Raw genomic sequence first — 14,990 nt, forward strand, 5'->3', positions numbered from 1 at the left:
CCCCGTCAGTCTACAAAGTAGAGGAAAAATTGGGTGTCGACGGGCGTCTTCGCTGCAAATCCAATAGAATGGTAGAATACTACTTTCAGTTAACGACTTCCGGGACCCAGCAAAGCGCGGGCCGGAAGCACAAGCGTAGTACTTAAAAACAGACGCCCTACCACCGGCAGGCAGTAGGGCGTCAGTAGCTGGAAAAGGAAAGGCAGGCGGGTTACATGCCTCCACCGGGCGGTGGTCCGAAGCCACCGGGGGCCCCGCCGGGCGGCGGACCAAAGCCCCCCGGCCGCTGGCCACCCGGGCGCTGACCCTCACCGGGCAGGGCCTCGCCGCGGCCCATGCTGCCGAAGCTGCGGATGTTGTAGGTAAACATCAGCATGAAGTAGCGCTGCAGGATGTTGGTTTGGATGTCCTCGGTGTAGGCGGCCGTGATGTTGCGCTGAATGCTGTTGTTCTGGCCCAGCAAATCAAAGGCAAACAGCTTGACTTCCGCCTGCTGCTTCTGCCCCAGCTTCTTGCCTACAGAGGCGTTCCAAAGCACAAAGTTCTGGTTGTAGCCCGCCGAGAGGCCCGTGTACAGGACGTGGTTGACATCAGACTGCACCGTAACGCCCTTTACCACAATCCAGTTGAAGCGCAGGCTGGTATTCTGGCGGAAGTAGCGGCTGTTGAGTTGCTGGCGCAGGGTGTTGCGCACGTAGCTCTGGCTCGAATTCGAGGACAGCGTGAAGTCCAGCTCGGGGCTGATGTTGCTGCTGAGCACAGCGCCCAGCCCCACGTTGGGCGTGCGGCTGTAGTTCAGCTCCCCAAACACCAGGCCCGGCGTTTGGGCGTAGGTGGCGTTGGCGTTCAGGTTCAGGTTCGACTTGATGAAGGCCAGCGGCAGGCTGTAGTTCACGAAGGAACGCAAGGAGTACTGCTGGTTCAGGTTGACGGGCCGCGTGAGCTGCCCGCCGGCCGGAATAACTACCCCGCCCACTACCACCGGCTCGGCCCCGGCGTATATCGTGTTGTTGGTGATGTAGTTATCCACGTAAGAGCCGCCGAGCAGGGCAAAGAAGGAGGTCGACTTTTCGGGCACGGCCAAGGAGTAGCGCAGAAACAGGTTGTGGCGGTTTTCCTGGCGCAGGTTGGGGTTGCCAGTGGTCAGCTGCAGCGGGTTGAAGTTGTTGACTACCTCCTGCAACTGGCTGATGCTGGGCGGGTTGGTGTTCATGCGGTAGTTGACCCGCAGGTTCTGCTGCTTCGAGAAGTTGTAGCGCAGCTGGGCATTGGGCAGCACGTTCAGGAAGGTGCGCTGGGTAGTGCCGGGGCGCGGAAACTCCTGCTCACTGCGCAGCTGGGCGCTCTGCACGGCTGCCCCCACGGCCCATTGGAAGTCCTTGGTCTGGAAGCGGTACGTCACCTCGCCGGTATTGGTGAGGTAGCGGCTCTGAAACACGTTGCTCAGCGTGTCATTGAGAATGGAGTAGCGCTGCTCGCCGGGCGAGAAGTTGTAGGTCTTTTTGTCGGAGTCGTTGGGGGTGTAGGAGATGGTATAGCCCAACTGCAGAATGCTGTTCTGGCCCAGGGGCTCGGTGTAGTTGGCGTTGCCGGTCCAGGCCCAGCCAGTTTGCGCCAACTCCGAGAACTGGTTAAGGGTAGTCGTGCGGAGCGTGTCCCGGCGCCGGAAGGAGGTGTTGGACAGCAGGTTATTGTCGCCGTCCTTGTTGTTGTAGCTCGTGTTCAGGCCCAACGAAAACGTGCGGCCCCGGCGCTGGAAGCGGTGCCGGTACAGCAGCTGATTGCTGGCTGTCAGCCCCGTCAGGGCCGAGCGGTAGCGGCTGTTATTGGTGCCCTGGTCGGTGCCGGTCTCGCTGCCCGTCGCCTCAAAGGTGCGCCCATCCAGCAAGCTGGTGCCCGTGTTGCGCTGCATCGAGAAGCTAGGCCGCCACAGCAGAGAGTTCAAAGAGTCGAACTTGTGGTCGAGGCGCAGGTTAAAGCGGTTGTTGATGTTGCGGCTGCTGGCCAAGGAATTTTCGTTGTAGCGCAAGTCCTGGGTTTGGCCGGTGGGGGCCACGTAGCGGCGCAGCAGGTTGGTGCGACTGGTGTTGTCGCTCAGGTTGAAGAAGTAGCTGCCCTGCACGTCGGTTTTGGTGCCCCAGCTGTCCGAGTAGTTTAGGCCCAGGGCGTGGGTTTTCGAGATGCCGCCCTGCTGGCTTACCAGAAAGTCGCCGGCGTTATTACCGCCCCCGCCCTGGCCACCTTGACCGCCCCCGCCCACGCGGCCGCCGCCCTGACCCCGTTGGCCCTGCCCGCCGCCGCCGCCCTGGCGCGAGGAGCCCACCACGCCCAGCAAATCCTCGGTCCCGAAGTTCTGCTCGTTCACGTTGTTGCTCTGGGCTACCACCGAGAGGCGCTGCTTGCCCTTGAACTGGTTGAGGTTGCCGCTGACCCGGTACCGGTCGTCCTGGGGGCCGTAGCCGGCCAGCACCCGCCCAAACGTGCCGTTGCGGAAGCTGGGCTTGGTCACGATGTTGATGGTTTTCTGCTGGTTGCCATCATCAAAGCCCGTGAACTGGGCTTGGTCCGAAGACCGGTCATACACCTGAATCTTGTCGATGACTTCGGCCGGAATGTTTTTGAGCACGGCGTCGGGGTCGTTGCCAAAAAACTCTTTGCCATCTACCAGCACCCGCTGCACCTGCTCGCCCTGGGCCTGCACCCGGCCCGAGGTGGGGTCCACGGTCACGCCCGGCATCTTGGTAATCAAGTCCTGGGCGTTGGCGTCGGGGTTGGTTTTAAAGGAGCCGGCGTTGAACTGAGCCGTGTCGCCCTTTTGCACGGCCGCGGCGGCCCGCCCCACCACTTCCACGCCTTTCAGGGCAATGCCCCCGCCGGCTTGCAGGCCTAGCGTACCCAGGGCCAGCGGCTGGCCCGCGCCTACCTCCACCGTGCGACGCAGGTTCTGGTAGCCCAGAAAGGAAACCACCAGCACGTAGCGGCCGGGAGCCACGCCGGGCACCGAGAAAGAGCCATCGGCCTCCACGGCGGCGCCCCGTTTGGTCGAGTCGGGTAGCTGGGTGAGCAGCACGTTGGCCCCAATCAGTGGCGACTGGTCTTTGCCGTCGACTACCCGCCCGCTGACGGTGGTAGTTTGCGCCTGCGCCGCCCCCATAAGCATCGTGAGCAGGAGCAGCAGGAGTAGAAAACGTTTTTGCATCAGTCGGAGGAGGTAAGTCACTAGCCGGGATAGACGCAGCTTTTCCCCCGATGTTTAATGATGAGGCAATTTATTTTGAAGCTCCACCGTGCGGGTAAGTCTTTAAGTGCTTGTAGATCTGGCAAAACCGTTTTTACGGTTGCTCTCACCGTTGGGGCAGCGGCGCTGGTTGTAGGCCGGCTGTCCTGGCTGAAAAGGACTCCGCCACGCCCGCAGCATCCGCATGGAAGCCGCCTTGAACGGGATAATAACGAGGTAGCAGTTGCCGCAAAAACGGCCCGTCCGCAGCGAAGCGGAAACGTGCCGTCCGGCTGCCGTTCTGAACTAAGAGAACGTCCTGCCGAGGCGCAGCCGAAGCATCTCGCGTGCTGAAGTTGGGGTGGTAGCCGCTCTTCCGAGCCCCGCGAGGAATCTCGCTCGGCTGCCGTTGGAGTTACTACCTAACGATTCGAGCGAGATGCTTCGGCTGCGCCTCGGCATGACGTTCCTTTTTATACGCTGCTTTACACTACTATACGCTACGCCCTGATGGTTCACTCCCTACTCACTTCTTGCGCACCAGCAGCAGCCCGTCGCGCAAGGGCAGAAATACGTTTTCTACCCGCTCGTCGGCCTGCACCTTGTCATTGAAGGCGCGCACGGCGCGAGTGTCCTTGTCGGCGGGCTTCACGGGGTAGGAGTCTACCACTTTGCCGCCCCAGAGGACGTTGTCAATGAGCAGAAACCCGCCGGGCCGGACCTGGGGCAGCACCAGCTCATAATAGGTGTCGTTGTTGATTTTGTCGGCGTCGATGAACACCAGGTCCCAGGTTTCCGCCAGGCTCTGCAGCAGTTGGCGCGCATCGCCAATGTGCAGATGAATCTGCTCCTGCCGGCCCGCTTCCTGCACGTAGCGCCGGATGCGGCTTTCCAGCTCCGGGTTCTGCTCCAGGGTGTACAGCAGCCCGTCGGGGGCCAGTCCCTCGGCCAGGCATAGGGCTGAATAGCCCGTGAACGTGCCCAGCTCCAGGATTCGTCGGGGCCGCACCATATGGCTAATCATGCTCAAAAGCCGCCCCTGGGCGTGGCCCGAAAGCATGCGGGCGTGCAGAAGTTGCACGTGCGTTTCGCGGTTGAGGCGGGCCAGCAAGGGGCTTTCGGCGGTGGTATGGCGGTCGGCGTAAAGCTGAGCTTCGTCGGGAATCACGGATTTAGACGGATTGAGCGGATTTCACGGATTATCATGGGGCGGAGTAGCGCTGGTCTGGAAGTTTCAGCTGCCCGCCTTGCAGGGCACCAGCCGAAACTTCCAGACCAGAAAGCCCGACTTGCCGGCCTCGTACACCGCATTTACTACCTGGTAGAGGCCCTCGTAGCGGTAGCCGCTGCCGGTTTCGGTGGGCACCTTGCGGAATACGCGCACGGGAAGGCCGGTTTCCAGACTGCAACGCAGCATCAGGTTACGGCCCGTCATTTCCTGGTTGGTGACCTGCTTGCCCGAGCGCGGGTCGCGGCCCCCGCTGCCGGAGTAGATGATGTCTTCCTCCCGAAAATCATCGTCCTCGTACTGGTCGGCCAGGATAATGGAGTCGGCGCCCTCCAGCTCACTACCGCTCACGCCCGCCCGGGTAGGCCGGTGCAGCCCCGCCCGGCTCAGCGCCAGCCGGTTCTCCAGCACGTCGCCGGGCCGGTAGTAGCTGATGTGGCCGAAGATGGGCATGAGAGGTAGGGTAGGAGGGTGTGAGGGTAAGAGGTAAAAAACCATCGTGGATATACCCGACGGCCTTTATTCCGCGCTGGCTTGGGTAGGAGGGTGAAGGTAAAAGCCATCTGTCATCCTGAGCGGGAGCGAAGGACGTTGTCACGCCTGAACGAGTCGTTGTTGCGCTGCCGTGCTTTCGTGAAAGGTCCTTCGCTCCCGCTCAGGATGACCGGCGAGTTTATTTAATATCTCCTTCCTCAGTTTGCTGACTTGAGGGCATACCTAGCGTACTCCTACCCGCTTACCTTCCTGCCCTCATGCCCTTAACCAAGCTACTCCGGCACGTACTGCAGCACGCTCAGACTGTCCTCGTGCAGAATGTCGTTGGCCAGCTCCAGGAGCTGAGAAGAAGTAATACCCCGGACTTGCTCGAAGATTTCGTTGATGCTTTCTACCCGGCCCAGGTCGAGGGTACTTTTGCCCAGGAGCTGCATGAGGCCACCGTTGCTTTCCTCGGCCATAGCCAGCTGGCCCATGAGCTGCTCCTTGGACGTGTGCAGTTGGGAGGTGCCCAGGGCTTGCTCGCGCAGGCGCTTCAGCTCCTTCTGCACCAGGGAAATCGTGCGGTTTACTTGCTTTTTCTCCGTGCCGAAGTAAATGCCAAACAGGCCCGTGTCGGTGTAAGGAGAGTACGTCGCGTCGATGGTGTAGACGAGGCCATACTTCTCGCGCACGGCCAGGTTGAGGCGGGAGTTCATGCCGGGGCCGCCCAGCAGGTTGCTCAGCAGGAAAAACGGAATGCGCCGCTCATCGTGCAGGGCGTAGGCGGGGCCGCCAATCAGGCAGTGGGCCTGGGTAATGGGTTTGCGCTCTACCCGCTCCAGGCGCTGGTAGCCCGAGAAAGGCGTGCGCGGCCGCTCGCCCAGCTTGGCCGGTAGCGGAGCCAGAAACTTATCGGCCAGGCGCTTTACTTCCTTGAAAGGCAGGTTGCTAACGGAGCTGAACACCAGCCGGTCGGTGCGCACATTGTCCTGCAGAAACTGCCGGAAATCGGCCTGCTGAAAACCCGACACGCTTTCCCGCGTGCCCAGAATGTTGTGGCCCAGCGTGTGGCGGGCAAATACTACGTCGTCGAAGTCGTCGATGATGGCGTCCTCGGGGGCGTCGTGGTACATGGCCATTTCCTCCAGAATCACGCCGCGCTCCTTCTCAATCTCCTTTTCCGGAAACACCGAGTGAAACGTCAGGTCGGTCAGCAGCTCGAAAGCCCGCTCGAAGTGAGTGCTCAGCAGGGAGGCGTAAAAGCAGATTTTCTCCTTGGTAGTATAGGCGTTCAGCTCGCCGCCTACCGTTTCCAGGCGGTTCAGGATGTGGAAGCTCTTGCGCTTTTCGGTGCCCTTGAAGGCCATGTGCTCCCAGAAGTGCGCCAAACCCAACTGATGGGGCTTTTCGTCGCGGGAGCCGATATCCAGCAGGAAGCCGCAGTGCGCAATTTTGGTGTGCAGAACTTGTTTATGCAGAACCCGGATGCCGTTGGGCAGCTCGTACAGGTCGTAATCAGACATTTAGTTGGGGTCTTAGGGACTTGGGGGCTTGGGACCTTGGTTTTATCTAGCGCAACCAAGTACTCCCCCGGCCCTGTATAACCACGCAAGTGCGCAGCTGGTTGCAAAGGTACAGCAACGAAGGGTAGGAGGGTAGGAGTTCGAGAGAGTCGGTGGTCTGAACGTAGCAAAGCGGAACAGCTTGTGTTAAACTCTTGCCCTCACACCTTCATACCCTCACACCCTATACTTCTCCGCCTCCGCCAGCGCGGCCAGTAGCTGCTGGGTTTCGATGCCGTGGGCGCAGCGAAAGTGGCCCAGGGGGCATTGGCGGTGGCCATGCAGGCCGCAGGGCTGGCACTCCAGCTTTTCCTCAATCTGCACCACCCTCGAAAACGGACTCAGCGGCCCGAACCCAAAATACGGGACTGTGGAGCAGTACACGGCGCACACTGGCGCGCCCACGGCCGAGCACAGGTGCATGGGGGCCGAGTCGTTGACGTAGTTGAGGGTAGCGCCCCGCATCAGGGCCGCCGAAGCCAGCAGGGAAAGTTTACCGGCTAGGTTAAGTACGCCCGGCCGGGTAGTGGCGGCCTTGAGCTGCTCACAGCCTTCCACATCGGGCGGGCCCCCGAGCAGGAACACGGTGTACTGGGGAGGTAGGGCGGCCAGCAGCTTCTGCCACTGCTCCTGCGGAAACTGCTTGGTAAACCACACGGAGGTAGGCGCAATGCAGATATAGGGGCCACCGGCCGCGTCGCGCGCTACCTGGGCTGCGGCGGCCTCGTCGGCGGCCGTGGGGTAAAGGCGGGGCGGCGTCAGGGGGCCGTTGTAGGTGGGGTCCAGCAGGTGCAGGTTGCGCGACACCTCGTGCACGCCCGTCCCAATTACGTGCGGAATGGCGCGGGTAAAACGGGCCGCGAAGGGGTTTTTGTCAAACCCAATCCGCTCCGGTGCCCCCGAGAAGGCCGTCAGGAAACCCGTGGAAGCAAACCGCTGCAGCGTGACTACCCGGCCGTAGTGGGCGCGGCGGATCTGCTGGAGCAGGCGCCACAGGCCGCGGTACTTGCTTTTCTTCTTGTCCCAGATAAGTACCTGCCGCACGTGCGGGTGGCTTTTCAGCAGCCCTTCGTTGCCCTTGCGCACCAGAAAATCGACGGGCGTGCCGGGCTCCGTGCGCTGCAAGTGCTCCAGCAGCGCCGTGCCCAGAATGACGTCGCCAATGAAGGCAGTTTGAATCAGCAGGACGGCGGAACGGTTGGCGGGCTCGGGCATAGTGCAATAGCAGGCCACAAAGATACCGCTTACTCGCCCGTTCACCACCTTTTTGTCTTATTACTGGCCAAAGGGTAGGCATTGCTGGCTGCCCAGCTCGAAATAGGCTGCCGGCTTGCCCGCCCGGCCGTAGTGGGCCCGCACCCACGCGTGGCCTCGTTTAAAGCCGCGCGGAACTGCCTAACTTGCCCCGGCCGCTGCGGCGGCTTCCGTTTGTGCCACCTTTTCCGCTTGCCACTCATGCGCTACGGCTCCATCTCGCCCGATTTATTTACCCAGAACCGCCGCCGCTTCACCCAGCAGCTGCCCCCGGCTTCCCTGGCCATCTTCCAGTCCAACGACATCATGCCCACCAACGCGGACGGCACCATGCCCTTCCGCCAGAACAACGACCTGTTCCACCTTTCCGGCGTCGACCAGGAGGAAAGCATCCTGGTCATCTTCCCCGACGCCGTGCTACCCCAGTACCGCGAAATTCTGTTCCTAAAGGAAACCTCGGAGCATATTCTGGTGTGGGAAGGGTATAAGCTGACCAAGGAGCAGGCCCGCGAGCAAACCGGCATCCGCACCATCATGTGGCTCGATTCGTTTAAGTCGGTGCTGCCAGCCCTGATGAACGAGGCTGAAAACGTGTTCCTGAATGCCAATGAGCATATCCGCTCGGTGGTGGAGGTAGAAACCCGCGACGCCCGCTTTATTAAGTGGATCAAGGAAGCCTACCCCCTGCACACCTACCGCCGGGCCGCGCCCCTGTTGCACCAGCTGCGGGCCATCAAGAGCGAGGAGGAAATCCGGCTGATGCGCCGCGCCTGCGACATCACCGAAAAGGCCTTCCGCCGCTTGCTGGGCTTTGTGAAGCCCGGTGTGATGGAGTACGAAATCGAGGCCGAAATCTTCCACGAGTTCCTGCGCAACGCTTCCCGCGGCCCGGCCTACGGCTCCATCATTGCCAGTGGGGCCAACGCCTGCATCCTGCACTACGTCTCGAACGACCGGCAGTGCCAGGACGGCGACGTGCTGCTGCTGGACTTTGGGGCCGAGTTTGCCAACTACGCCGCCGACCTCTCGCGCTCTATCCCCGTCAACGGAACCTTTACCAAGCGCCAGCGCGCCGTGTACGAGGCCGTGCTGCGCGTTATGAAGTTTGCTACCTCCCAACTGGTGGCCGGCAATAATATTGAGGAATACCACGCCGCCGTGGGCCGCCAAATGGAGCAGGAGCTAATTAAGCTGGATTTGCTCAACGAGCAAGATGTGAAAAACCAGGACCCCGCCGCCCCGCTCTACAAAAAGTATTTCATGCACGGCACGAGCCACTACCTGGGCCTGGATGTGCACGATGTGGGCGCCAAGTACCGCGTCTTCGAGCCGGGCATGGTGTATACCTGCGAGCCGGGCATTTACATTCGGGAAGAAGGCCTGGGTATTCGCCTCGAAAACGATATTCTCATCACGAAAAGCGGCAACGAGGACCTGATGAAGAATATCCCCCTGGAAGCCGACGACATTGAGCGGCTAATGCGGCGGTAGGCAAGCTAGCAAAAATCAACTGGTTTGCCTGGTCAGTGCCGGCCTTACAGAAGACGCTCCCGACCGGGGGCGTCTTCTTTTTTTGTGAGCAAATAATTGGCCTTATCTGAGAAAAAATTTTATTGCTGCAACACGAATGCAAAACGCCTTCCTGTTGTGTATGGTAAATATAAATAACTGAATATGTAGTTGTTGAGCTTGGTAAACAGAGCCGTAAAATGGGTTTTCGCCAGCTCAGGGGCAACTTTATTAGGTTAAGGAAGGTATAGGCGGATAGTTCGGATTCATCCTGCCCGGACGGTGGCGGCTTCCGCCTGTGCAATTCTTCCACCTAATTTCGCCCTCATGAGACACCTTTTAACAACTTCAGCGGCCCTGGGGCTGACGCTTCTGGCGGCGGCGCCGCGGGTTCAAGCCCAGACCGCCGACCGCAAGACGGCCATCGGCCTCAACGTGAGTGCCATGCAGTACAAGGGCAACTTCGGTTCTGACTACTGGAACTGGAGCGAAAACAAGTACGCGCCCGGCATTACCATCAGCCGCTACCTCACTAGCGGCCTGGACCTGCAGCTGAGCGGCAATTACGTGGAGCTTAAGAAGAATGCCCCCGCCGGTGCCCCCTACTTCGGCAGCAACTTCGCTACCAACGTGGTGAATGTGAACCTGGGCCTGAAGTTTAAGCTGCTGAGTGAGGATTCGCCCGTGCGCCCCTACCTGCTGGCCGCCCCGGGCCTGACTTACACCAGCCGTGAGGGCACCATCTTCCGCAACAACCGCACGGAAGTCACCGACCAGGACAAAAACTACTTCGACTTGTTCGGGGCCGCTGGCATTGACTTCCGGCTGGGCGACGCGGTGCACCTGTTCGTGCAGACCGGTCAGCATTTCCCGCTTAACGCCAACATCGACGGCGACCCTGCCCGCGACGACAACAGCATCGACGACCGGTTCTTGCAGCACACCGTGGGCCTGAACATTGCCCTGGGTAAAGCCAAAGACACCGACAACGACGGCGTTTCGGACCGCAAAGACAAGTGCCCCGACACCCCGGCTGGCGTGGCTGTTGACGAAAACGGCTGCCCGCTTGATGGTGACAAAGACGGTGTTCCGGACTACCAGGATCAGTGCCCGACCGAAGCCGGCACAGCGGCCATGCAAGGCTGCCCCGACCGGGACAACGACGGCGTGGCCGACAAAGATGACCAGTGCCCCGACCAGGCTGGCCTGCCCGCCCTGCGCGGCTGCCCTGATGCCGACGGTGACGGCGTAGCTGACCAGAACGACAAGTGCCCCGGCACCCCGGCTGGCACCCAGGTAGACGCCAACGGTTGCCCGCTGGTAGTAGACGCCGACGGTGACGGTATTCCGGACAGCGCCGATAAGTGTCCCGACACGCCGCGCGGCGCCAAGGTAGACGCCAACGGCTGCCCCATGGAAATTGATCCGGGTGTGCGCAAGCTGGAGCAGCCCATCCGTTTCGAAACCAACAGCACCGTGATTAAGCGCACCTCGTACGGCACGCTCGATAAAATGGTGAAAGCCCTCAACGACCACCCCGAGTACAGCCTGCGCGTAATTGGCCACGCTGACTCCCGCGGTACCGATGAGTACAACCAGGCTCTGTCGGAGCGTCGGGCTGGTTCCGTGAAGCGCTACTTCACCGGCAAGCAGGTTGACCCCACGCGCATCGTGACGGAAGGTCGCGGCGAATCGGAGCCTGCTGCCCCGAACACGTCGTCGAAAAACATGTCGCAGAACCGTCGGGTAGAGTTCAAGTTTGAATTCTTCATCCCGAATGCTCCTCAGCCTTAAGGCTAGGTAGCACCTTCCCAAAAAGCGGCGCGCCTCAGGTGCGCCGCTTTTTTTACGCGCTGCCGCTGGTGCCAAGCGCTACCGTGCCAACAGCCGGCCCCCCGCCCGCGTACAGGGCCCTACAACCTCTCGTTTACTTTACTCCTACTTCCCATGAAGCTTCGTAACTTCTCCTTTCTGCTGGCTGTGACCCTGTTACTATTAGCTGGCTGCCGTGCTAGCGGCCCGGGTCAGCCGGCCCGCACGGTCGCTGAGTTCTTCAACAAATACGAAAGCCGCCCCGGCTTCAAGGCTACCGACTGGAATGCGGGCCTGACCACGCGCTTTCTGCTCGGGCGCATTGCCAAAATAGGCGGCGACAATGACGTAAGCCAGGCCCTGACAGCCATCCGTAGCGCCCGCATCATCACGTTTGCCCCTACTACTGGCAGCGCCCGCGACCTGGTTGCCGAAGGGCTGGACAAGGAAGTAGAAGGGCTGCTGGCCAATGAGCGCTATACTCCCTTGCCCGTGTCGGCCTCCGCCGATAACCCCAATCAGCTGCGCTATTCCGTGCGCGAGCAAGGCGGCCGGGTGTCGGAGTTTGTGGCCGTGGGCAAGCAGGAATCCGCCGATTCGTTTGTGCTGGTTTCGGTGGCCGGCAACTTCACCCGGGAGCAGGTCAGCCAGTTGGCCAAAATTCTGCCTAACGTGGTGGGCGAAGCCAGCCGGTAGTCGCCTGCATGGCCTGAAAGCAAAAAAGCTCCTCTGCCAGCCGGCAGGGGAGCTTTTTTGTGTGGGGCGCCAGGGTTTGCGGTAGGCTTACTTAAACTCCAGCACGTTCAGGAAAAACACTTCCCGGTCGGGGCCTTTCGTGGGCTTGATGTGCTGATAGCCCGAGGCCAGGAAGCGGCCGCCGTACCAGGTAATGAGCTGTTCCTGCTGGGTATTGGTGGTTTTCTCGGTGTCGTCGGTGGCAGAGGTTTGAATTTTTACCTTCCAGTCGTTGGGGGTAGGGGTGGTTTGGTCTACCATCTTGTAGTAGAAGTCATTCTCTTTCAGGTAAGCCATAACCAGGCGGCGCCCGTCGCCTAGGGGCCGCACCCGCACGGCTTCCTGCAGCGAAAAGTGCTCTACCTCATCCAGCAGAAAGGAATTATCCCAGAGCAGGTTGCCCTGGCGGTCGAAGCCACAGATGAGGGCGTGCGTGGTCCGGTAGCCCTCGTTGCGCCGATTAACCGCGTTGTAGGAGCGGGCCAACGGGCCGAAGTTGTTGCCGTAGCCGTAGTTGTAGAGGCTGCCCAGGTTGTTATAGGTAGAAGTGTTGTAGCGCGGGAAGTACACTTCCGCTACTAGTACGTACCCATCGGGGCTGGGCAGCATATCGTGCATGAGCAGGCGGTAGCGGTGGCGGTACTGGCGGTCGGAGGCGCGGAGCCGCTCACTGCGCTGCCGCATCCGGGCCACCCGGGCGGGCTTCATGAAGTCGAAGAAATGCTTGAAGTTCAGGAAGTCGTAGTAGCGCAAGGAGCGCCGCTGGCCGGTAGGGGTGACGCCGGCGTTTAAATCGGCGGCGAATAGGCCCTGGGAGTAACGGGAGTCGCGCAGAGTGTAGGTGCCTGCCAGCAGCCGGGCCGCGCTGTCGCCGGGGCTGAGCTGGGCCTCTAGCAGGCCCCGCTCGCTGCCGGCCTGCACGAACTCAGAGTGCAGCAACTGCCCGTTATCAGAGAGCTGTTTGAGCTGCAGCCGCGACTTGAACCCGTTTGTTTCGCTTAGAATCAGCTCGGCGCGCTTGGTAACAGAATCAGCCAAGAACGTGAAGGTAGCGGGCAGGGGCTCGTACACCGAAGGCAGAAACCGGAAGGTAGCCGCGCGCAGATCCAGCAGCAGAATGGTCAGGTGCATGTCGGCCTCCACCGTCACGAACAGGTTGCCATCCAGGGCTTTCAGGTCGTGCACCTGGCGGGTGCGCTTGGTTTTAAACTCGCCCGTCCCCAGCTCCCCGGTGCGCGAGTCGAAGGCCGCTACCCACAAGGTGCCCTCCGTAGTGCCCTGAAATAAGGCGTACACATCGGTGCCCTCAGCGCATATCTGGCGGAACTCGTAGCCGCGCGGCACGGGTAGGGGCACTACCTGGCCGGGCTGGAGGCGGTGGTTGAACTTCTGGAAGGTGTATTCTGACTTGCCCGTCAGCAGGGGTTCCTTTTCCACCAGCAGCACTAGGCTGCTGTCTTCCAGCAGGGGCTGCACCAGTACGTCACTGGAATAGGCTTCCAGGGGCAGCTCCAGGCGGTAGGGTTGGGTAGGCACTACTGGCGGCTTGGGCGGCTGCTTGGGCGCCTGGGCCGCGGCGGCGAAAAAGCAGAATAATAGGCCAATAAAAAGGTACAGGTGTCGCATAAGAAGGGCCGGAAAGGGTGGGAGCCGCTGGTTAAGTAAGATACGGCGAAACCCGCACAAGACCTAACTGTGCCGCCCGGCAGATCCTCATTTGTTCGGCTCCCGGCCCCCTTATAACGCAAGCTGCCCAAGCCGCTGGCGGCCTGGGCAGTACTTAATATTTTCTAAACTGAAAACGCCTGCTTAGCTGGCTAGCTCCAGCAGTACGTCAAACTCTTCTCCCTTCAGGGGCATCACCGAGAGCCGGGACTGGCGCAGCAGCCCAATCTGTGAGAGGCGGGCATCCTGCTTGATCTGAGCCAGGGCCACGGGGCGGGGGAGGGGTTGGTGGGGTTTCAGGTGCACCGCTACCCAGCCGCTGCCGGCTTCGGCGGTGGCATCGGGCGCGGCCGGCGCGGCCACTGCCGCAATGCCCACTACCTGTTTATCAGTAACGCTGTGGTAGTAAAGCACCAGGTCGCCGGGCTGCATTTGCTGCAAGAAGTTGCGGGCCTGAAAGTTGCGGACTCCGGTCCAGTCGGTGCCGCCGTCGCGGGTGAAATCGGCCCAGGAGTAGGCCGCGGGTTCGGATTTAACGAGCCAGTAGTTCATAGCCCGCAAGCTACAAAAGAAGCCCCAGTGCCCGCCTGCGCACGGGCCGGGTTAGTACACCCGGCGGGCTTGTAGGGTTTGCTTGTCCAGGAGCTTAACCTCCAGCAAATACCCAGGCCGCGTACCATCCAGAAACCGGATGCGGTACTTATTGGCGCCTTCTCGGGTCCAGACGCCGGGCCGGGATTCTACCCCATCGGCGGGGCCTAGCCCTTCTTCCTGAAACTGGCCATCGGCCTCCAGCCGAAAGTTATCATAACGCCAGCCTGCGTTCAGCTGGGGCTCCGGCTTAAAAATGAAGAAGTCGCCTTCCTTTTGCTGGAAGGTGTTGTACCAGGTCTGGCCAAACAGCCGCTCAGCTGGCACCGAAGACTCCTCTTTCTGGCAACCGCTCAGCAAGAAGAACACCACAAAACAGAGAAGGATGGAAGCGCGCATAAGGTCAGGGAAATAGTACCCCTTCATGAGTCTGGCGCCGGTCGGATGGTTGCATTACGCTAGGGCTCTACCCGGCGCACTTTCAGCACGTCATTCTCCAGAGACACGATTTCCAGGGTGTAGTCCGGCTCTTTCTTGTCGTCGAGGGTAATGCGCAGACTATGGCCGTTCTGGGCCGACCAGCGGCCCTTGCGGCCCTCAATGCCGTCGGTAGGGGCAATGTCGTACTGCGTGAACAGCCCGTTATGGTCGAAGGCAAAACCGGTGCGGCCCCGCGAAGGCGGGAAGGCGTAGGTGTTGGGCCGGTACACGCGCACGTCGCCTTGGTCTTCTTCGTGGGCGTGCAGCCAGGTCCGCTCCAGCTGCTTAAGCTGAGTAGCGGTTTTGGGGTCGTTGTTGCAGGTAGCGGCCAGCAGCAGCACGCTTAAGGAGCACAGGAGCGTGAACAGACGCATGAAAGAGCGGATTACGTGAGCAAGAAGGTAACGAGGAAATAGCCGTTTGGTAAACGGCTTTCGTAGCAGAAGTGGCCATTCGCGGT

12 protein-coding genes are annotated in these 14,990 nt (G+C 60.8%); 3 read left to right on the forward strand and 9 right to left on the reverse strand.

Annotation, left to right across the window (positions count from 1 at the left end; translation table 11 throughout):
* Positions 1–211 precede the first annotated feature (211 nt).
* The 5 genes from IEW18_RS02595 to IEW18_RS02615 all read right to left on the reverse strand — a co-directional run bounded on the left by IEW18_RS02595 (position 212) and on the right by IEW18_RS02615 (position 7,699).
* A complete protein-coding gene (locus IEW18_RS02595; RefSeq protein WP_188556238.1) occupies positions 212–3,199 on the reverse strand; it encodes a TonB-dependent receptor in 2,988 nt (995 codons plus the stop codon).
* A 544-nt stretch (positions 3,200–3,743) separates the two neighbouring features.
* The gene (locus tag IEW18_RS02600; protein ID WP_188556239.1) at positions 3,744–4,385 is read right to left on the reverse strand and encodes an O-methyltransferase; all 642 of its coding nucleotides are present in this window, start codon (positions 4,383–4,385) and stop codon (positions 3,744–3,746) included.
* A gap of 66 nt (positions 4,386–4,451) precedes the next feature.
* Complete coding sequence (locus IEW18_RS02605; RefSeq protein WP_188556240.1) at positions 4,452–4,898, reverse strand: YDG/SRA domain-containing protein; 447 nt, start codon at positions 4,896–4,898, stop codon at positions 4,452–4,454.
* Positions 4,899–5,212: 314 nt separating this feature from the next.
* On the reverse strand, positions 5,213–6,445 hold the full coding sequence (locus tag IEW18_RS02610; RefSeq protein WP_188556241.1) for a M16 family metallopeptidase: 1,233 nt from the start codon (positions 6,443–6,445) through the stop codon (positions 5,213–5,215).
* 216 nt (positions 6,446–6,661) lie between these two features.
* Entirely contained in the window at positions 6,662–7,699 is a 1,038-nt protein-coding gene (locus tag IEW18_RS02615) for a glycosyltransferase family 9 protein (protein ID WP_188556242.1), read from the reverse strand.
* 240 nt (positions 7,700–7,939) lie between these two features.
* Here IEW18_RS02615 and IEW18_RS02620 point away from each other — a divergent pair, with 240 nt between their 5' ends.
* The 3 genes from IEW18_RS02620 to IEW18_RS02630 all read left to right on the forward strand — a co-directional run bounded on the left by IEW18_RS02620 (position 7,940) and on the right by IEW18_RS02630 (position 11,755).
* On the forward strand, positions 7,940–9,229 hold the full coding sequence (locus IEW18_RS02620; protein ID WP_188556243.1) for an aminopeptidase P N-terminal domain-containing protein: 1,290 nt from the start codon (positions 7,940–7,942) through the stop codon (positions 9,227–9,229).
* 345 nt (positions 9,230–9,574) lie between these two features.
* A complete protein-coding gene (locus tag IEW18_RS21945; protein ID WP_188556244.1) occupies positions 9,575–11,041 on the forward strand; it encodes an OmpA family protein in 1,467 nt (488 codons plus the stop codon).
* 153 nt (positions 11,042–11,194) lie between these two features.
* Positions 11,195–11,755: a DUF4252 domain-containing protein gene (locus IEW18_RS02630; RefSeq protein ID WP_188556245.1), complete on the forward strand. Its 561-nt coding sequence runs from the start codon at positions 11,195–11,197 to the stop codon at positions 11,753–11,755.
* Positions 11,756–11,842: 87 nt separating this feature from the next.
* Here IEW18_RS02630 and IEW18_RS02635 read toward each other — a convergent pair whose 3' ends face one another.
* From IEW18_RS02635 to IEW18_RS02650, 4 genes are all read right to left on the reverse strand, one after another.
* Positions 11,843–13,420: a hypothetical protein gene (locus IEW18_RS02635; protein ID WP_188556246.1), complete on the reverse strand. Its 1,578-nt coding sequence runs from the start codon at positions 13,418–13,420 to the stop codon at positions 11,843–11,845.
* Between the two features lie 183 nt (positions 13,421–13,603).
* Positions 13,604–14,011 (reverse strand): EVE domain-containing protein, encoded by a 408-nt coding sequence (locus tag IEW18_RS02640; protein ID WP_188556247.1) that lies wholly within the window; start codon positions 14,009–14,011, stop codon positions 13,604–13,606.
* 51 nt (positions 14,012–14,062) lie between these two features.
* Positions 14,063–14,449: a hypothetical protein gene (locus IEW18_RS02645; protein WP_188556248.1), complete on the reverse strand. Its 387-nt coding sequence runs from the start codon at positions 14,447–14,449 to the stop codon at positions 14,063–14,065.
* A 59-nt stretch (positions 14,450–14,508) separates the two neighbouring features.
* Positions 14,509–14,904, reverse strand: coding sequence for a hypothetical protein (locus IEW18_RS02650; RefSeq protein WP_188556249.1), 396 nt, complete (start codon positions 14,902–14,904; stop codon positions 14,509–14,511).
* Positions 14,905–14,990 lie beyond the last annotated feature (86 nt).

It is taken from the genome of Hymenobacter glacieicola, from assembly GCF_014640315.1.
Lineage (GTDB): Bacteria > Bacteroidota > Bacteroidia > Cytophagales > Hymenobacteraceae > Hymenobacter > Hymenobacter glacieicola.

Coding starts and splice junctions, on each gene's coding strand:
- IEW18_RS02595 (WP_188556238.1), bottom strand. CDS start 3,199: ATGCAAAAACGTTTTCTACTCCTGCTGCTCCTGCTCACGATGCTTATG.
- IEW18_RS02645 (WP_188556248.1), bottom strand. CDS start 14,449: ATGCGCGCTTCCATCCTTCTCTGTTTTGTGGTGTTCTTCTTGCTGAGC.
- IEW18_RS02605 (WP_188556240.1), bottom strand. CDS start 4,898: ATGCCCATCTTCGGCCACATCAGCTACTACCGGCCCGGCGACGTGCTG.
- IEW18_RS02630 (WP_188556245.1), top strand. CDS start 11,195: ATGAAGCTTCGTAACTTCTCCTTTCTGCTGGCTGTGACCCTGTTACTA.
- IEW18_RS02640 (WP_188556247.1), bottom strand. CDS start 14,011: ATGAACTACTGGCTCGTTAAATCCGAACCCGCGGCCTACTCCTGGGCC.
- IEW18_RS02620 (WP_188556243.1), top strand. CDS start 7,940: ATGCGCTACGGCTCCATCTCGCCCGATTTATTTACCCAGAACCGCCGC.
- IEW18_RS02650 (WP_188556249.1), bottom strand. CDS start 14,904: ATGCGTCTGTTCACGCTCCTGTGCTCCTTAAGCGTGCTGCTGCTGGCC.
- IEW18_RS02610 (WP_188556241.1), bottom strand. CDS start 6,445: ATGTCTGATTACGACCTGTACGAGCTGCCCAACGGCATCCGGGTTCTG.
- IEW18_RS21945 (WP_188556244.1), top strand. CDS start 9,575: ATGAGACACCTTTTAACAACTTCAGCGGCCCTGGGGCTGACGCTTCTG.
- IEW18_RS02635 (WP_188556246.1), bottom strand. CDS start 13,420: ATGCGACACCTGTACCTTTTTATTGGCCTATTATTCTGCTTTTTCGCC.
- IEW18_RS02615 (WP_188556242.1), bottom strand. CDS start 7,699: ATGCCCGAGCCCGCCAACCGTTCCGCCGTCCTGCTGATTCAAACTGCC.